Genomic DNA, 17,512 nt, shown 5'->3' on the forward strand with positions numbered 1-17,512 from the left:
CCGGGGTTGGTCGGGTAAGTGGTTCGGGGCTAATTCCTTGTCGGCCCGTACAGGATTTTGCCCTGTGGCCAACCTCCCGCGCCGAATGGCGCTCCGGCTGGTGTAGCGCCGTAGTATCCTTATCTTCTGGCCTTATTCTAACTGCGTATGATGCGTCATTTGTGCCTGTTTTTGGGGCTGCTGAGCCTGACCACGGCCGCGGTGGCCCAACCGACCACCGTGCGCCCCTACCGCAACCTGGTGATGGAAGGTGGGGGCATCCGGGGTATTGCCTACGGCGGGGCCCTGCAGGAGCTGGAGCAGCAGGGCGTACTGGCCGGCATCCGGCGGGTGGGCGGCACCTCGGCCGGGGCCATTCAGGCCGCGTTGCTGGCCGTGGGCTACTCGCCGGCCGAGATTATTGCCGTCGTGAATGAGATGCCCGTGCAGCGCCTCAACGACGGCCGCCTGATGTTCTTCGGGGGCAGCACCCGGCTCATCAAGCAGTACGGCTGGTACCGCGGCGACCAGTTTACCAAGTTTATGGGCGAGCTGGTGGCCCGCAAAACCGGCTCGGCCGACCTGACCCTGGCTCAGCTCCACGACTTGGCAACCCAGGGCAAAGGCCGGGACCTGTACACCACCGGCACCAACCTGACCCGCCAGCAGGTGCAGGTCTTCAGCTACGAAACCCATCCTGATCTGCGCGTGGCCGACGCGGTACGCATCAGTATGAGCATCCCGCTCTACTTCCGGGCCGTGCTGCTTGATACTCAGGGCCACGTGGTGCATAAGCCCGCCAAGAACCAGGCCGTGGAAGTGCTGGTGGATGGGGGCCTGCTGGCCAACTACCCCGTGGATTTATTCGATAAGCCCCAGTACCTGCCCGCCGCCCAGGCCGCCGCCCACCAGCCGGCCGTTAACCCCGAAACCCTGGGCCTGCGCCTCGACCGGCCCGAGCAGATTGCCTACGATACCCTGGCCAACGGCCGCCAGCAGCTGGCCCCGTACGTCATCAACAGCTTCGGTAGCTACGTGGGCGCCCTCTACACCGTGGCCCTGGAAAACCTGAACCCCGCCCGCCCCGCCGACTGGCCCCGCACCGTGAGCATCAGCACGGCTGGCTTCAACCCCAAAATCAAGCGGCTCACGGCCCAGCAGAAGCAGCAGCTCCTGGACTGCGGCCAGGCCGGGGTGCAGCAGTTCCTGAGCCGCCGGCTGTAAACAGTGAATGAGTGAAGTTCTTCTTGCTTCATCTGTCATCCTGAGCAGAGCGAAGGACCTTCCTCGCCTAAGTGACAAGACTTGTTAAATGCACAAAGCCCTTCACCACACCAGCAGTAAAAGGCTTTGTCACATTGGTAAGAGCAGCAGTGGGGTAGGTAAGGAAGGTCCTTCGCTCTGCTCAGGATGACAGACGAGGAACGAGCAGAACCTCCGAAGTCCGTACTTTTGCCGTACCCCACTCACCAAGTCACTCATTCACTCATTCACCGCATGTACACCACCCTCCAGCCCGATCTGCAGCAGCAGCTCCAGGAAATCAAAGACAACGGCCTCTTCAAGAAGGAGCGGGTAATTACCTCCGCCCAGGGTGCCGAAATCACGACCGACGAAGCGGGGGAGGTGCTCAACTTCTGCGCCAACAACTACCTGGGCCTCTCGTCCCACCCCGAGGTAATCAAGGCCGCCAAAGAGGCCATTGACACCCACGGCTACGGCATGTCGTCGGTGCGCTTTATCTGCGGCACCCAGGACATTCACAAGCAGCTCGAAGCCAAGCTGGCCGAGTTTCTGGGCACCGAGGACACCATTCTCTACGCCGCTGCCTTCGACGCCAACGGCGGGGTGTTCGAGCCCCTGTTCAACGAGCAGGACGCCATTATTTCGGATGCCCTGAACCACGCCAGCATCATCGACGGGGTGCGCCTGTGCAAGGCCCAGCGCTACCGCTACACCCACAACGATATGGCCGACCTGGAAGCCCAGCTCCAGGACGCCCAGGCCAAGGGCACCCGCCACCGCATCATCGTCACCGACGGCTCGTTCAGCATGGACGGCACCATTGCCCAGCTCGATAAAATCTGCGACCTGGCCGACAAGTACCAGGCCCTGGTTATGATTGACGAGTGCCACAGCATGGGCTTTCTGGGCAAGACCGGCCGCGGCACCCACGAGTACCGCGACGTGCTGGGCCGGGTCGACATCATTACCGGCACCCTGGGTAAAGCCCTGGGCGGGGCCATGGGCGGCTTCACCTCGGGCCGCAAGGAAATCATCGAGATGCTGCGCCAGCGCAGCCGCCCGTATTTGTTCTCCAACACCCTCGCGCCCGCCATTGTGGGCGCCTCGCTGCGGGTGCTGGAGCTGCTCACCGAAAGCACCCAGCTGCGCGATCAGCTCGAGGAAAACACCAAGTACTTCCGCGAGAAAATGACCGCGGCCGGCTTCGACATCAAGCCCGGGGAGCACCCCATCGTGCCCGTCATGCTCTACGACGCGCGCCTGGCCCAGGAATTTGCCGCCAAGATGCTCGACAAGGGCATCTATGTGGTGGGCTTCTACTTCCCGGTGGTGCCCAAGGGCCAGGCCCGCATCCGGGTGCAGCTCTCCGCCGCCCACACCCGCGCCCACCTCGACAAAGCCATCCAGGCCTTTATCGAAGTCGGTCGGGAACTGGGTACACTCAAGGACCGCTCGGCCGAGCAACCCGAAGCCGGCCAGGTAGTTACGAACACGCCGTAGTTTCTCAGCTTGGCCCTCTCCCGAGGAGAGGGCCAAGCTGAGGCCTTTACGCCGCTACCTCCGCCGCCGAGGCCGAGGTACTGGCCGGCTTGGGGGCGGCGTCGAAGAGGAACTCGTTGAGGCGGGCCCGCAAATCGGAGGACGACAGGTTGCGGAACACTTCCCCGCCCCGGACCAGCGAAATCTGCCCGGTTTCCTCGCTCACCACCAGCACCACCGAGTCGGTGACTTCGGTGAGGCCGATGGCGGCGCGGTGGCGCAGGCCCATGGAGGCGGGCACGTCGGGGTTCTCGCTCACGGGCAAGATGCAGCGGGCGGCCTTGATACGGTTATTAGTGATAATCACGGCCCCGTCGTGCAGCGGCGAGGTCTTGTTGAAAATCGACATGAGCAGGCGCTTGCTCACGGCGGCGTCAATTAGGTCGCCGGAGTCGGCGTAGAACTTCAAATCCGACACCATCTGGAAGGCAATCAGGGCTCCGGTATTTTTGCCGGCCAGGCTTTTGGCTGCTTCCACGAAGGGCGTGATGCTCATGCGCTCGGCGGGCGCGTCGCGCCGCCACGGAAACACTCGCATCCTATCAAAGGCCGTGGCCTTGCCGATGGTGAGCAAAAAGCGGCGAATTTCCTGCTGAAACAGGATGATGCTGGCCAGCACGCCCACGCTCATAAACTGCCCCAGGATGCTGGTGAGCAGCTCCATGCCGGCGGCTTTCACCACCAGATAGAGCAAGTAGATGGACATCAGCCCCAGAAAAATCTTCAGCGCCACACTCCCCGTCAGCAGCTTGTAGAGCTGATAGAACAGCACCGTAACCAGCAGCACGTCCACGACGTCTATCCAGCCAATGCGCAGGAAGCCGATGCTGAAGGTGCCAATCACGGGGACGAGGGGTGAAGGGTGCGGGAAACGAGCCGAACGGTTTGCACGGCTTCGGCTACGTCGTGTACGCGCAAGAGCCGGGCGCCGTTGAGCAGGGCAATGGTATTTACGGCCACGGTTCCGCTCAGGGCCGAGTCGGGCGTCAGCCCCAGGGGCTTATACACCATGGCCTTACGCGAGAGGCCCGCCAGGATGGGCAAGCCCAGCAGTTGCAGTTCGCGCAGATGCGCCAGCAGCTCGTGATTTTGGGTGGCCGTCTTGGCAAAGCCGAAGCCGGGGTCCAGAATAATGTCGGTGACGCCGGCCGCGCGCAGGCGGGCTACTTTGTCGCGGAAGTAGCGCACCAACTCCAGCACGAGGCCGTCGGGGTAGTCGGTGAGCTGTTGCATGGTTTGGGGCGTGCCGCGCATGTGCATCAGCACGTAGGGCACCTGCAGCTGCCCGGCGGTGGCAAACATGTTGGTATCCAGCTCCCCGCCGCTGATGTCGTTGATGAGGTCGGCCCCGGCGGCCACGGCCGCGCAGGCCACGCTGCTGCGAAAGGTGTCGATGGACAGGAAGGCCTGGGGAAACGCGCGGCGCAGGGCCTCCACGGCGGGCAGCACCCGGCTTTTCTCTTCTTCTTCGCTGATGTGCTCGGCGCCGGGGCGGGAAGAGTAGCCGCCCACGTCCAGAATGCTGGCCCCGGCCGTGAGCATGGCTTCGGCGCGGTGCAGCAGGTCATCCTGCCCGCCCACCCGGCTCTTGGCGAAGAACGAATCCGGGGTCAGATTCAGGATGCCCATGACCTGGGGCGTGGCCAGATTCAGCACGCGCCCCCCCGGGCAACGCAGCGTTTGCCTCGGAGAAAAACACGTATCTTTCGCGGCCTGGGCAGACATGGCAAAGAGGCTAAAAACCGGGATTCTTAAAAGTAGGCTGAAAATTTTGAGTAACCAAACCCAGCACGAGTACGACCAGGTGATTGGCAAATGCCGCCGCCTGTTTCTGGCCAAGACCCACGACTACGGCACCGCGTGGCGCATCATGCGCCTGCCCTCCATCACCGACCAGATCTACATCAAGGCCCAGCGCATCCGCTCCATCCAGGAGAAGGGCACCCAGCTCGTGGCCGACGGCGTGGACGAGGAGTTCGTGGCCATCATCAACTACTGCGTCATGGCCCTGATGCAGCTGCGCCTGCCCGCCGACGCGCCCCTGGACCTGGAACCGACCGAGGTAGAGGTCGCCTACAACGAGCAGGTGGAGGAAAACCGCCGCCTGCTGTTTGCCAAAAACCACGACTACGGCGAGGCCTGGCGGCAGATGCGGGTGGAAAGCATCACCGACATTATCCTGATGAAGCTGCACCGCACCAAGCAGATTGAGGACTTGGCCGGCCTGACCCGCGTCTCGGAAGGCGTGGACGCCAACTACCGCGACATGCTCAACTACGCCGTCTTCGCCCTGATTAAGCTGGGGTATAGCGCTTAGGGCTTGGGTTGGTCGAATGAGGTAAAGACGCATAGTTGCGTCTCAATCGTTGAACGACAATCGATGGTACGGCGCGGATGAGGACACGCAACTAGGCGCCTCTGCCCCGGGCTGACCGGTCTTTGGCCAAAAACCTGGGGCGTGCCCTCCGGTTCAGTAACTTGCAGAGCTCAAAACTGCGTACTATAGCCGAATCTTCGCCTTCTGACTTCCAAACTGGTACCGGTGCCCTGTACTCCACGCGCTAGGCCCCAAGTATCACCCCCTATATGAGACTTATTACCCGAATCTGCTGGCTGCTGCTGGGTGGCCTGTTTATCTTCTCCGGGCTGGTCAAGCTCAACGACCCTATCGGCACGGCCTACAAGCTGGAAGAATACTTTGAGGTGTTTGCGGCCGCCGTGCCCAGCCTGGCCGGCTTCTTTCTGTGGTTCAAGGACAGTGCCCGGCTGTTGTCGCTCACACTGAGTTCTTTGGAAGTGATTCTGGGCGTGGCGCTGCTCTTGCGCTGGTACCTGCGCCAAACGCTGTGGGTGCTGCTGGTGCTGCTGGTCTTCTTCACCTTCCTGACGTTCTACTCGGCGGCCTTCAACAAGGTAACGGACTGCGGCTGCTTCGGCGACTTTATCAAGCTCACACCCTGGACCTCGTTCAGCAAGGACGTGTTCCTGCTCGTGCTCTGGGCGGTGGTGTTCTTCAACCAGCGCTACCTGCGCCGGGTGTTTGCCAAGGGCATGCTGGGCATCATGTACATCACCCTGGCTTCGGCCGTGGCCATCGGCATCGGGGTGCGGGCCCTGGGCCACTTGCCCTACTTCGATTTTCTGCCCTACAAGGTCGGCAACGACATCGGGCAGCTGATGAAGCCCTCGGCGGCCATGCGCTACAAGTACATCATGGAGCGCAACGGCGAAACCCAGGAGTTTACCGAGTACCCCACCGACACGACCTGGAAGTACAAGCAGATGGTGGCCCTGAACCCGGAGTCGGCCCCGAAAATTACCGATTTTAAGGTCTGGAACGACCAGGGCGACTACACCCAGGAACTGCTCAAGGGCAATAAGCTGGTGCTCATCGTGCAGAACACCGACCACGCCGACCGGGACCGGTTTGAGCTCATCAACCAGCTCATCGTATCGGCCGACTCGTCGAAGAAGAAGATTACCCCGCTCATCATCACCAGCAGCAGCCCGGCCGAGTTCGACGCCTTCCGCCACGAAGTCAACCTCTCGGCCCCCTTCTACTACGCCGACGCGACGGTGCTCAAATCCATGATTCGCTCCAACCCCGGCTTTATGCTGCTCAAGGACGGCGTGGTGAAAGGCAAGTTCCACTACCACGACATTCCCAGCCGCGCCAAGCTGGAAGAGCTTCTTTAGTCGTTAGTTGTTGGTTGTCAGTTGTTAGGTCGTTCTGTTGGCCTTTGCACTAACCACTAACAACTAACAACCAACAACTAACAACTACCCCATGCTTTCCTTTGTGTTGCGTCGGCTGCTGCAGGGCGTACTGGTGCTGGCCGGCGTGGCCCTGACGGTATTCTTCCTGTTTACGGTGCTGCCCGGCGACCCGGTGGCGCTGCTGGCCGGCCAACGCTCGGACCTGGCTACCCGTGCCGCCATTGCCGCCGACCTGGGCCTCGACCAGCCCGTGCCGGTGCAGCTGGTGGGCTACCTCAACGACGTGTCGCCGCTGGGCCTGCACCCGCGCGACTCGGCCGGGGTGGCCAAGTACGGTGGGGTAGCTCTGCTGCCGCTGGGGGAAAAAGCCGTGGTGCTGAAAGTACCGTATCTGCGCCGCTCGTTTCAGAGCAACAAGGACGTGCTGCGCATCCTGCTCGACCATTTCACGGGCACCTTGTGGCTGGCCCTGGCGGCCATGCTGCTGGCGGCGGTGCTGGGCATTGCCTTTGGTATCCTAGCGGCCCTCAAGCCCCACTCCTGGCTCGACCGGGCCCTGATTACGACGTCCGTGCTGGGCATTTCGGTGCCGTCCTTCGTGGCCGGCATCCTGATTGCCATGACCTTCGGCTTCTACTGGAGCCACTGGACCGGCCTGAACCTGACCGGGCAGCTCTACGAAACCGACCCCTTCACGGGCCGCCACCTGGTGCTGCGCAACCTGCTGCTGCCGGCCTTTGCGTTGGGCATCCGGCCCCTGGCCGTCATTACCCAGCTTACCCGCAGCTCCATGCTCGACGTGCTCAGCCAGGACTACATCCGCACGGCCCGGGCCAAGGGCTTGTCGGGCTACCGCGTCGTCATGGGCCATGCCCTAAAAAACGCCCTGAACCCGGTTATTACGGCCGTATCGGGCTGGCTGGCTTCGCTCATGGCGGGGGCCTTCTTCATCGAGTACATCTTCAACTGGAAAGGCCTGGGCACCGTCACGCTGCGGGCCGTCGAAAACCTGGACTTCCCGGTCGTGATGGGCGCTACTATCTTCATTGCCTTCCTCTTCGTGGTCGTCAACATCGTTGTCGACGTGCTCTACGCCGTGCTCGACCCACGGGTAAAGCTCTCTTAATGTGCTGAGGTGCTAATGTGGGTGAATGTGCTAAGGCTGAATGTGGAAAATGTGAGAAATGAATAGAATGTGTCCTTGCGAGGAAGAATGACGGAACTACATTAGCACCTTACCCACATTCCAACCCATTAGCATATTAGAAAAGCCATGCGTCTGTACTTGATTGGAATGCCGGGGGCGGGCAAGACGACGCTGGGCCGGGCGTTGGCTACGGCCTACGGGCTGCCGTTCCGGGACCTGGACCACGAAATCGTGCGGCGGGAGCAGCGCAGCATTGCCGAAATTTTTGCGGCCGAGGGCGAAGCCTACTTCCGGCAGCGCGAAGCCGCCGTGCTGCGTGAGGTGGTGGCCGAGCTGCCGCGGCTGGTGCTGGCCACCGGCGGCGGTACGCCCTGCTTCCACCAGAACCTGGACGTGCTACTCGAAACTGGCTACACCCTGTACCTGCACGCCCCGCTGGAAGAGCTGGTGCGGCGGCTGCAGCGCGGGGCTGCCAGCCGGCCCCTGCTGGCCCAGGCCGGTAGCCCCGAGGCCCTCGAGAAACGCCTGCGCGAAACCTTAGACGCGCGGGAACAGTTTTATAGCCGCGCGCCGCTACGCTGCACGGGTTTGGCCTGCACGGTGGCCGTGGTGCAGCGCCTGCTGGAACAGTACCGGACCAGCAGCTAATTTGCCCGCCGCCGCGTATTCGGCGCAGTGTTTGTGCCGCACTGCGTACTTTTGCCTCTCCTTACTAGCTGATCATTCCTTATGAATTCCGCTTCTTCCATCTCAGCCCCCGAAGTAGCCCCTTCCCCGGTAAAAACGCCTGACCAGATCAAACCCAAGCACAAGGGTTCGGCTCAGCTGTTCAAAAACCCGGTGCTGGAGCGCCTGACCCACACCCACATTGCCCTGCCGGTATCCATCTTTCTGCTGACGGCGGCGGGCAGCCTGTACTACGGCCTGACCCACGGCTTCATCAACGGGCTGTCGGCCTTCGGGCTGTTTTTGCTGGGCTGGTTCATGTTTACCTACGTGGAGTATGCCATGCACCGCTACCTCTACCACATTCCGGCCACCACGCCGAAGCGGGCCAAGTTTCAGTACACCATGCACGGGGTGCACCACGAGTATCCCAAGGACAAGACCCGCCTGGCCATGCCGCCCATCATTACGGTGTTCGTGGCTTCGCTGCTGTTCTTTATTTTCCGCTTCACCTTCGGCAGCTACGCCTTTGGCATTCTGGCCGGCTTCACCTTCGGCTACGCGCTGTATCTGTTTGTGCACTACGCCATTCACGCCTACGCGCCCCCGAAGAACTTCCTGAAAGTGTGGTGGACCCACCACGCCCAGCACCACTACCGGCAGGACGAAATTGCCTTCGGCGTGTCGTCCACGCTCTGGGACCATATCATCGGGACCATGCCCAGCAAAAAATCCAGCACGGCCGAATAACCCATTTGACTTTGCGCAAAAAAAGCCCCCGGTAGTATTACCGGGGGCTTTTTTTATGTCAAAGGATGCGCTTTTTGCCGGGTAGCCGGGGAAAAGCCCGCCGGGTGTTACCCGCGCATCTTGCGGATCAGGAAGAGTACCAGCAGCACGACCAGCACGACGCCAATCAGGCCCGTCCACATGCCGGCTTTGAATATATCACCAACTACCTCGCAGCCGCTGAGCGAAAAGGTCAGCAACACTAGGAAAACGGGCAGGAAGTACAAACGGTAGTTTTTCATGGTCAGGGCGAAGAGAAGTGTGTGGAAGAGGCCCGCAAGGCCTTGCTTTACTACGTACTGACCCCGTGCCAAAAAGGTTGACCCGGCCCACCGTGCTCCGGCGCGGCCCGGGAGCACCGAGCTGATGGGTTGAAACAGAAAAGGCTGCCTTTGCAGAGGCAGCCTTTTCTAATTGGGGCAGAATCCCGTGCTATTTGCTTTTTACAAAGCGGCGCAGAATCTGCTGCTGGTCGGGCGTAATTACCAGCAGAGTATAGATACCAGCGGACAGTTTGGCTACTTCCACCGTGTTGCTCTCCAGAGCCCCGCTACTCATGGTCCGGCCGCTGATGTCCAGAATCCGGTACTGACTGCCAGCCAGCGGCGTATCCGAGTTCAGGTAGAGCTTGTCGGCCGCCGGGTTGGGGTAAAGCTGGAGCGCCTCGGAGTTGCTCTGGGCCGAAGTAGCCAGGGCCGGGCGCGCGGCCCCAGCTTTGGTGATGCGGACCCAGTTAATGTTCCAGCCGCCGGTCTGGGCGTAGATGCCGAAGTTATAAGTGCCTGCGTTGATGGTCACCGTTTTCGACACCGTGGTCCAGGTCTGCCAGCCACCGGTGGCCGGGATGGCCGAGTTGCCGAACTGAATGGCGCCGGCGTTGAGGTCCGACGAAATCGTGCCGCCGCTGGCCCCGCTGGCCACCCGGTACTCGATGGTGTAGGTGCCGGTGGTGGGGAAGTTGATGCCGTTCCAAACCAGGTAGTCACCGGCGTCCACGTAGCCCATGTTCTGCCCGCCGCCCGCATCGGTGGTGGTTTCCACGGTCATGCCGTTGTTCACGTTGGCGGCTTCGGCCTGCAGCGTCACGCTGAACGTGGAGCTGGTGGCGGTGCGCACCCGCACGGAAGTGGCCTTGTCGTTCCAGTTGCCGGTGCCCAGCGGGTTATTCACCAGGCAGCCGTTGCCGGCGCTGCCCACCGTGAGGGCCGCTCCGGCGAAGTTGTCATTTTCATACAGCACCACTTCGTAGCCGGTATTCACCTTGAGCGAGGAAATATCGTCGTTCAGGATGCCGCGGCTTTGCAGGGCCGAGAGGGTGTAGTCGCCGGCGGGCAGGTTCACGGCCGTGCCGGTGTAGTTACAGTCCTTGTAGACGGTGGCCACGCCCGAAACCGGAGGCGGCGTGGAGCCGGCAAAGCCGCCGAAAGTGGCAATAACCTTGGTGGGCTGGGCCGTTTGCAGCGTGGCCGACTGGTCATTCACGTCGTCGTAGGCAAAGCCGTAGCTGAGGTTATCCACGCTGATACCGGGCAGGTGCCAGAAGCGGGCGTAGTAGTTGGCTGGGCCTGCTTGGTAGTACTTCGAGGCGTCGTACCAGTTCTGCTGCCCGGGCGTGGCGGTGGTTACGTCCACCACGTGGCGGTTGATGGCGGCCGTCATCTGGGCTTGTACTACTAAGTCACAGTCACCGTCGCTTACCCGGTTGTCGAGCAAGCCTTTGCCTTCGAAGGCCATCTGCGTAGTAGGGCGGCCGTTGATGATGCCCGTGCGGCCGGCAAAAGCGCCATTCTGCCCTACCACGACTAGCCGGTCGTTGGCATCGACGCGGCCTTTGAATACGCCCGCGTTGCCGGCGTAGAAAATCAGGTCCGTGGTCTTATACTTGTTCCAGATGGCGTCGATGTAGCTCTTGAAGTACTGGCCGTAGGGGCCGGCTACGGTGCCGTTGGAGCCGTCCTGGAAAGCCGGCGTCTTGGAGGGGAAGGTGATTTCGCCGGTCGTGCTGTTCACCGTGCCCTGAAACTCGGTCGGCACGTTGGCCTTATAGGCGGCCACGATGTCGGCGGCGGATTTCAGCTCACCCGTGCGCTTCTGGTAGCCGTTGCCGAACAATTCCAGGCCCATGGGGTAGCGGAAGGCGTCGACGCGGGTGGTGTTGCCAAAGAAGCCGTACTGGTTGTTGGTCAGCTCGATGAACTCGTACATGATGCCCCGGTTCGGGTCGTTCGGGTTCTGGGCGTTCGGGGCCGCGTAGCCCGAGGGTGCCCCCGAAGCGCCGAAGAAGTAGAGGTAAAGCTGCTGGCCCCGGGAAATGAACACCCGGCAGCCGGCAATGTAGGGCAGGGTAAAGGTCTTGTTCGGGATGCTGCTCAGCCGCGTAAAGCAGGCCGCGTACTTGGAGTTGGCGCCCGGGCCGGTGTTGCCGTTGTAGGTCGGCCCGGTCACGGTGTTATACGACGAGGACATGGGCAGCACCTGGCTGTTGGCCGCGTTGATCCAGACGTGGTTGCCGGCCGGGTCGATGCCGACGATGGCCACGTAGAGGTCGGTGTCGGGGAAGGGAGAGTTGTTGGCAATGGTAAACGGAATGCTGCCCTGGGCCCAGCTGGTGGCCGAAAAGAGCAGGGTGCTCAGCAAAACCAACAGGCTTCGCCAGGCGGTACGCGTACGGGTTTTCATGGAGTTTGGGGTTAGAGTGGGAATTGGAAAGAGCAGGGCACTACGCGGCCGACCACCCCGGAAGCAGGGCAGTAGAACAAGCCGGAAAGGAGTAGCGCGGCAGCTCCGCGGTGGAGCCAGGAAGCAGTTTAAAACAGACTGCGTAGCCGCTGGTGTGATTTAAATATAGTAGGCCTTTTTCAAGAAAAGCAAGGACTTCATTTTGCTAAAACGGGTAAGCAGGTCCCTGAATTACGCTTAGGTCGCACGGCCATTCTGGTTACGGCACACACGCATTTTTCCACTAGCGCAGAAATACCGGATTCCGGCAATGAAGTGTGTGTTTAGGCTATTCGTTTAAAAAACAAGTAAAAAATGCTGCTGTTGAAGTAATATTTTTGAAAATATTTCAATGCGGGACGTTGTTTCCTCCTGCTTATGTTATTCATTCAGCCACCCGCAACAGTTAGGTGGCAGCCGGACAAGAGGTGGAAAGAACCTGTGTTGGCAGGAATAGAACTTCACCGCGGCACTCTTAAAAGCAAAGCCCCGCCTTACACCTGGTAAAGCGGGGCTTACTGCGAAATGAGGAAAGGCTACTTGGCGCCGGCCTCCACGATGCTGATGGCGTAACCGCCGCCGGGGGCGCAGTACTGGCTCAGCTTGGTTTTGCTGGTCACCGTCTGTTTGCGGATGGCGTAAGCCTGCGGGTTCTTCTCGTAGTGGGCGTCCTTAGCATCGGCGTAGATAGTGGCCACATATTTTTTGCCGGGCTCCAGGAAGCTCAGGCTGATTTTCGAGGTCCGGCCGTTTTCGTCGTTGGTGCTGCCCACAAACCAGCTGCTCTTGCCCTTGGCCTTGCGGGCGTAGGTGATATAGTCGCCGGGCTCAGCCTCCAGCACTTCGGTAGCGTCCCAGTCCACGGCCACGTCCTTGATAAACTGGAAAGCGTCGAGGTGTTTCTCGTAGGTTTCGGGCAGGTCGGCGGCCATCTGCAGGGGCGAGTACATCGTCACGTACAGGGCCAGCTGCCGGGCCAGGGTGGTGTGCACGAAGGAGTTGTTCTGCGGGTTGTAGGCACTGACCTTGGTCTGGAAAATGCCGGGCGTGTAGTCCATTGGGCCGCCGATGAGGCGGGTGAAGGGCAAGATGGTGGTGTGGTCGGCGTTGTTGCCGCCAAACGACTCGTACTCGGTGCCGCGGGCGGCTTCGTTGCCAATCAGGTTGGGGTAGGTGCGGGCCAGGCCGGTGGGACGCACGGCCTCGTGCCCGTTCACCATGATTTTATGCGCGGCGGCTTTTTCCAGCACGTACTGGTAATGGTTGTTTACCCACTGGTCGTAGTGGTGGTGGCCCAGGGGCACGATGTCGCCCACGTAGCCGGTTTTCACGGCCGTGTAGCCGTACTTATTCATAAACTGAAACGCCGAGTCCAGGTGCCGCTCGTAGTTGCGCACCGAGCCCGAGGTTTCGTGGTGCATGATGATGCGCACCCCCTTGCTCAGGGCGTAGCGGTTCAGCTCCTGCACGTCGAAGTCGGGGTAGGGCGTCACGAAGTCGAACACGTAGTCTTTGTGCTTGCCAAACCAGTCTTCCCAGCCCGTGTTCCAGCCTTCCACCAGCACCGCGTCGAAGCCGTGCTTGGCGGCAAAGTCGATGTAGCGCTTCACGTTGGCGTTATTGGCGCCGTGGGTGCCGTTGGGCTTCACGCTGGCGTAGTCGAGGGCGTCGAGCTTGATATTTTCCTGGTTGGTGTACGACCAGGTGCTCTTGCCCGTAATCATTTCCCACCACACGCCCACGTACTTCACGGGCTTAATCCAGGAGGTATCCTTGATTTTGCTCGGCTCGTTGAGGTTCAGCACCAGCTTGCTCTGCAGAATGTCGCCGGCTTTGTCGCTCACGATAATCGTACGCCAGGGCGACACGCAGGGCGTTTGCAGCTCGCCTTTGTTGCCGGCGGCATCCGGCGTCAGGTGCGACTCGAGCACGAAGTTCTTGTCGTCGAGCTCCAGGTGCATGCAGGAATAGTCGACCAGCGCTGCCTCGTGAATGTTGATGTAGAGGCCGTCCTTGCTCTTGAGCATGAGCGGCGTCTGCACGCCGGTGGGGGAGAAGGGCGTCTGGGAAGCATTGGGCGTGGTGGCGGCCTTCATCTTGCCCCGCACCTCCGAGAGGTTCGACGTGACGGTGCTGTATTCCTGGGTGTCGTAGTCGCCGGGCAGCCAGAAGGCCTTATGGTCGCCGGCCAGGGCAAACTGCGACTTTTCCTCTTTCACCACGAAGTAGTCGAGCTTGGGCTGGAGCGGAAACTCGTAGCGGAAGCCCAGGCCATCATCAAACACCCGAAAGTGCAGCACCACCGTGCGGCTGGTGGCGGCCTGCTGCAGGTTCACGGTCAGCTCGTTGTAGTGGTTGCGGATGCTTTTGGTTTCGCCCCACACCGGTTGCCAGGTCTCGTCGAAGGTAGTTTGCTTGGCGTCGGCCACGGCAAAGCCGCTGGTCAGGGCCGGGGCATTTTTGAGCTCCAGGCCCAGCTTGCTGGTCTTAATCACCGGCCGGCCTTTGTAGGTCAGGGCGTAAGTCGGAACCCCGTCGCTCTGCAGCGCGAAGGTGAGGACCAGCTGCTGGTTGGGCGACTTTATTTCCTCGGCCCGGGCCGTGGTCCAGAGCAGGCTCAGCAGCACCAGGGTGGTGGCCAAAGTCCGCAGGGAAAAAGCCGCCGGGCGGCGTAAATTGTATTTCATAGGGTGGGAGGTAGGCGTTAGAAGTTCAGTGGTTTGCAAGGCAAAACAATGAAAAAATTACGCAACTAATCCACCCTGCCCCGAAACTCTTCCTATCCGCCGCTTTATCAGTTGGTTTGGTTGCGGCAGCCCGGCCGCGTCGTGCTAGGGCTGAGCCCCGGCCGCCGACTTCACCACGCTCAGAATCGGCTGATTCACCGTGCGCAGCTCCGTTTGGCCGGGCTTGAGCAGCTCCAGCACCACTACCTCGTTGCGGCCCTTGCGGAGCCACTCGGCCGGCACGTACAGGGTCTGCTGGGGGCCCACTTCCCAGTAGCGGCCCAGGTGGTGGCCGTTGAGCCACACGCAGCCCTTGCCCCAGCGGCTCATATCCAAGTACGTATCGGCCGGCGTGGCTACGGTGAAGCTGCCGCTGCGCAGCACCGGCCCGGTTTCAGAACTGGCCGGCGGGCCTTTCAACGTCGCCGCGGCCTTGGTAATATCGTCGAAGGGTAGGCTGAAGTGCTGCCAGCCGGTCAGCTCTTGCCCGCCGAAGGTGACGTGCCGGGTGATGCCCTTGCGGTTGTCGTTCAGGTAAGGCCCGAAGTTGATGCGGCCCAGGTTTTCCACCAGGATATCCAGCGTCACGGTGCCGGCCGGCAAGGTCAACGCCACGCTGTCCTGGCTGAGGCGGCGGTCCAGCACGGCCGCGCGCTGCCCGTTCACCAGCACCACGGCGTAGTCGCGCAGCTCTTTGATGCGTAGCGTGCCGGTGCGGCCGCCCTGGAGCTGGGTCCGGTAGAGCACGAAGCCGTAGGCCTGGTTCAGGTCCTCAAACGTCAGGGGCCGGGCACTCACCCGGGGCTTGGGCAGCTGGGTGGTGAGGCGGCGGCCCGTGGTCAGCGGAATGGGCGGGAGCTGCATCGTGGGCTTGGCCGCCGGCACCGGTGGCAGCGTGGTACCCGCCGGCAAGTGCTTTTCGATAACCTGCCGGAACGCCCGGAATTTGGCCGTGGCGTTGCCGGCCTCGTCCAGGGGCGCGTCGTAGTCGTAGCTGCTGGTCTGGGGCTCGTAGGGTTTGCCGGGTCCTTTGTAGTTGGCCCCGTTCAGAAAGCCCCGGGTGGTGCCGCCGTGAAACATGTACATATTAATGGAAATGCCCGCACCCAGCACCGAGTCGAGGCGGGCGGCGTAGGTGGCGGCCGGCACGGTGTGGTGCGGGGTGCCCCACCAGTCGAACCAGGCCGGATACCACTCCGCAATAAAGTACGGGCCCTTGCCGCCGTGGTACTGCCGCACCAGCTGCTTTACCTGGCCGGGTTTGTCCAGCCCGTTCACGGCGGGCAGCAGGCCGGGCAGGTGGCCGTTGACCACGTCCTTGGCCGGGTCGCAGGTGTAGAGCAGTCCGTCGAAACCGGCTTCCCGGAAGAGCTGCTGGTTGAGCTTCAGGTAGTCCTGGTCGTTGCCGTAAGAGCCGTACTCGTTTTCCAGCTGCACCATCAGCACCGGGCCGCCGTGGTTTACCTGCAAGGGCGCCAACTGCCGGCCCACGGCCCGAATGTAGCGGCGGTAGGCGGCCACAAACTTGGGGTCCTTACTGCGTACCCGCAGGCCGGTTTCCTGTTGCAACCAATACGGGTAGCCGCCAAATTCCCACTCTGCGCACACGTAGGGGCTGGGCCGCAGCACCACCCACAAGCCCTCCTGCTGGGCCGTTTGCACGAAGGCGGCAATGTCATTGTTGCCGGCAAAGTCGAACTTTCCGGGCGCCGGCTCGTGCAGGTTCCAGAAGACGTAGGTTCCAATTGTGTTCAGCCCCATGGCCTTGGCCATGCGCATCCGCTGCCGCCAGGCCTTCCGGGGCACCCGCGGGTAGTGCATTTCCCCCGATATCATTTGAAATGGCCGCCCATCGAGCACAAACTGCTCATCGGCCAGCGCGAAGGTGTGCGCCGGCGCCTGGGCCCGCACTGGGCCCGTCACACTCAAAAGCCAAATTCCGAGTAGCAACTTCCACATGACAAGTTCAGGTTAGCTGGTTTTGAGGGTGCCCCGTCCATCCCGGGTACGGTATTGCAAGCTAGCCGGTCCCGGTTCCGCCACTCTCCTGGGCTTTACTGGCTCTTGTTAGAAAATCAACGAAATAGATTATCTTTAGAATAAGTAGATTTATACTGTTGAGCTTGTCGTTTTTATTTAATCAGGGAGGAGTAGAGCCGCTATGAATGTGCTACAACGTAATAACGTCCATATAATCGGCAGCGGGCCCCATACGCTGCTCTTTGTCAACGGCTTTGGCTGCGACCAAAGCATCTGGCGCTACCTCACCCCGGCCTTCGCCGAACACTTCACTCTGGTGCTGTTCGACCACGTCGGGGCGGGCTTGTCGGTGGCGGCGGCCTACGAACCCGCCAAGTACGCCTCCCTGGACGGCTACGCCCAGGACGTGCTTGAAATCTGTGACCACCTCAACCACCAGCCCATCTACCTCATCGGCCACTCCGTCGGAGCCATGATTGGTACTTTGGCGGCCATTACCGCCCCCGAGCGGTTTCAGCAACTGCTGCTGCTCTGCCCCTCGCCTTGCTACATCAACGATGCCAACTACTACGGCGGCTTCGACCGCGCCGACCTGGAAGCTATGCTGGCCTTCATGGAAACCGACTACGTGGGCTGGGCCGATACCTTCGCGCCCTTCATTATGGGGGCCCCCGACCGGCCCACGCTGGCCGCCGAACTGACCCACAGCTTCTGCCAGACCAACCCCGCCATTGCCCGGCAGTTTGCCCGCGTCACGTTTCTGTCCGACAACCGGCAGGACGTTGGCCAGCTGCGTACTCCCTGCCTGCTCCTGCAGTGCGCCGAAGACCTGGTGGCCCCGCCCGAAGTCGGCGACTACCTGGCGGCCACTATTCCCGATGCTACGCTGGTTACCCTGCCTGTCAGTGGGCACTGTCCCCAGCTCAGTGCCCCCACCGAAACCCTGAACGCGCTGGAAGCCTATTTGTCTCGCCACGTCAACTAAGTAGGGTAGTGTGAATAATAT

14 protein-coding genes are annotated in these 17,512 nt (G+C 61.4%); 8 read left to right on the plus strand and 6 right to left on the minus strand.

Features of this window, described 5'->3' with window-relative positions:
* Positions 1 to 147 precede the first annotated feature (147 nt).
* On the plus strand, positions 148 to 1,203 hold the full coding sequence (locus CLV45_RS18850; RefSeq protein ID WP_100338022.1) for a patatin-like phospholipase family protein: 1,056 nt from the start codon (positions 148 to 150) through the stop codon (positions 1,201 to 1,203).
* Between the two features lie 273 nt (positions 1,204 to 1,476).
* Complete coding sequence (kbl, locus tag CLV45_RS18855) at positions 1,477 to 2,724, plus strand: glycine C-acetyltransferase (protein WP_100338023.1); 1,248 nt, start codon at positions 1,477 to 1,479, stop codon at positions 2,722 to 2,724.
* A gap of 46 nt (positions 2,725 to 2,770) precedes the next feature.
* Here the strand turns inward: kbl and cdaA are convergent, their stop codons facing one another.
* Both cdaA and folP read right to left on the minus strand, forming a co-directional pair.
* Entirely contained in the window at positions 2,771 to 3,607 is an 837-nt protein-coding gene (cdaA, locus tag CLV45_RS18860) for a diadenylate cyclase CdaA (protein ID WP_100338024.1), read from the minus strand.
* Positions 3,604 to 4,419, minus strand: coding sequence for a dihydropteroate synthase (gene folP, locus CLV45_RS18865; RefSeq protein WP_317045127.1), 816 nt, complete (start codon positions 4,417 to 4,419; stop codon positions 3,604 to 3,606). The genes cdaA and folP overlap by 4 nt, the downstream gene beginning before the upstream one ends.
* Positions 4,420 to 4,534: 115 nt before the next feature.
* On the opposite strand from folP, the gene CLV45_RS18870 reads away from it, so the two are divergent.
* The 5 genes from CLV45_RS18870 to CLV45_RS18890 all read left to right on the plus strand — a co-directional run bounded on the left by CLV45_RS18870 (position 4,535) and on the right by CLV45_RS18890 (position 9,043).
* Complete coding sequence (locus CLV45_RS18870; protein WP_100338026.1) at positions 4,535 to 5,080, plus strand: DUF1599 domain-containing protein; 546 nt, start codon at positions 4,535 to 4,537, stop codon at positions 5,078 to 5,080.
* A gap of 269 nt (positions 5,081 to 5,349) precedes the next feature.
* Positions 5,350 to 6,459, plus strand: a complete 1,110-nt coding sequence (locus tag CLV45_RS18875) for a BT_3928 family protein (RefSeq protein ID WP_100338027.1) — start codon at positions 5,350 to 5,352, stop codon at positions 6,457 to 6,459.
* Between the two features lie 91 nt (positions 6,460 to 6,550).
* A complete protein-coding gene (locus CLV45_RS18880; RefSeq protein ID WP_100338028.1) occupies positions 6,551 to 7,606 on the plus strand; it encodes an ABC transporter permease in 1,056 nt (351 codons plus the stop codon).
* Positions 7,607 to 7,753: 147 nt separating this feature from the next.
* Complete coding sequence (locus CLV45_RS18885; RefSeq protein ID WP_100338029.1) at positions 7,754 to 8,275, plus strand: shikimate kinase; 522 nt, start codon at positions 7,754 to 7,756, stop codon at positions 8,273 to 8,275.
* An 81-nt stretch (positions 8,276 to 8,356) separates the two neighbouring features.
* Entirely contained in the window at positions 8,357 to 9,043 is a 687-nt protein-coding gene (locus tag CLV45_RS18890; RefSeq protein WP_100338030.1) for a sterol desaturase family protein, read from the plus strand.
* A gap of 107 nt (positions 9,044 to 9,150) precedes the next feature.
* Here the strand turns inward: CLV45_RS18890 and CLV45_RS25165 are convergent, their stop codons facing one another.
* The 4 genes from CLV45_RS25165 to CLV45_RS18905 all read right to left on the minus strand — a co-directional run bounded on the left by CLV45_RS25165 (position 9,151) and on the right by CLV45_RS18905 (position 16,485).
* Complete coding sequence (locus CLV45_RS25165) at positions 9,151 to 9,324, minus strand: hypothetical protein (RefSeq protein ID WP_170061898.1); 174 nt, start codon at positions 9,322 to 9,324, stop codon at positions 9,151 to 9,153.
* Between the two features lie 190 nt (positions 9,325 to 9,514).
* Entirely contained in the window at positions 9,515 to 11,761 is a 2,247-nt protein-coding gene (locus CLV45_RS18895) for a beta-1,3-glucanase family protein (RefSeq protein WP_100338031.1), read from the minus strand.
* A gap of 575 nt (positions 11,762 to 12,336) precedes the next feature.
* On the minus strand, positions 12,337 to 14,487 hold the full coding sequence (locus CLV45_RS18900) for a glycoside hydrolase family 97 protein (protein ID WP_100338032.1): 2,151 nt from the start codon (positions 14,485 to 14,487) through the stop codon (positions 12,337 to 12,339).
* Positions 14,488 to 14,631: 144 nt separating this feature from the next.
* Positions 14,632 to 16,485, minus strand: coding sequence for a glycoside hydrolase family 35 protein (locus CLV45_RS18905; RefSeq protein WP_100338033.1), 1,854 nt, complete (start codon positions 16,483 to 16,485; stop codon positions 14,632 to 14,634).
* A gap of 202 nt (positions 16,486 to 16,687) precedes the next feature.
* Between CLV45_RS18905 and CLV45_RS18910 the strand changes: the two genes are divergently transcribed.
* Positions 16,688 to 17,491: an alpha/beta fold hydrolase gene (locus CLV45_RS18910; protein WP_100338034.1), complete on the plus strand. Its 804-nt coding sequence runs from the start codon at positions 16,688 to 16,690 to the stop codon at positions 17,489 to 17,491.
* Positions 17,492 to 17,512 lie beyond the last annotated feature (21 nt).

The organism is Hymenobacter chitinivorans DSM 11115 (assembly GCF_002797555.1).
Classification (GTDB): Bacteria; Bacteroidota; Bacteroidia; order Cytophagales; family Hymenobacteraceae; genus Hymenobacter; species Hymenobacter chitinivorans.

What these genes read in the sequence shown, in the direction of transcription:
- kbl (WP_100338023.1), top strand. Translation starts at nt 1,477, where the DNA reads ATGTACACCACCCTCCAGCCCGATCTGCAGCAGCAGCTCCAGGAAATC.
- CLV45_RS25165 (WP_170061898.1), bottom strand. Translation starts at nt 9,324, where the DNA reads ATGAAAAACTACCGTTTGTACTTCCTGCCCGTTTTCCTAGTGTTGCTG.
- CLV45_RS18880 (WP_100338028.1), top strand. Translation starts at nt 6,551, where the DNA reads ATGCTTTCCTTTGTGTTGCGTCGGCTGCTGCAGGGCGTACTGGTGCTG.
- CLV45_RS18905 (WP_100338033.1), bottom strand. Translation starts at nt 16,485, where the DNA reads ATGTGGAAGTTGCTACTCGGAATTTGGCTTTTGAGTGTGACGGGCCCA.
- CLV45_RS18875 (WP_100338027.1), top strand. Translation starts at nt 5,350, where the DNA reads ATGAGACTTATTACCCGAATCTGCTGGCTGCTGCTGGGTGGCCTGTTT.
- CLV45_RS18850 (WP_100338022.1), top strand. Translation starts at nt 148, where the DNA reads ATGATGCGTCATTTGTGCCTGTTTTTGGGGCTGCTGAGCCTGACCACG.
- CLV45_RS18890 (WP_100338030.1), top strand. Translation starts at nt 8,357, where the DNA reads ATGAATTCCGCTTCTTCCATCTCAGCCCCCGAAGTAGCCCCTTCCCCG.
- CLV45_RS18910 (WP_100338034.1), top strand. Translation starts at nt 16,688, where the DNA reads ATGAATGTGCTACAACGTAATAACGTCCATATAATCGGCAGCGGGCCC.
- CLV45_RS18885 (WP_100338029.1), top strand. Translation starts at nt 7,754, where the DNA reads ATGCGTCTGTACTTGATTGGAATGCCGGGGGCGGGCAAGACGACGCTG.
- CLV45_RS18895 (WP_100338031.1), bottom strand. Translation starts at nt 11,761, where the DNA reads ATGAAAACCCGTACGCGTACCGCCTGGCGAAGCCTGTTGGTTTTGCTG.
- CLV45_RS18900 (WP_100338032.1), bottom strand. Translation starts at nt 14,487, where the DNA reads ATGAAATACAATTTACGCCGCCCGGCGGCTTTTTCCCTGCGGACTTTG.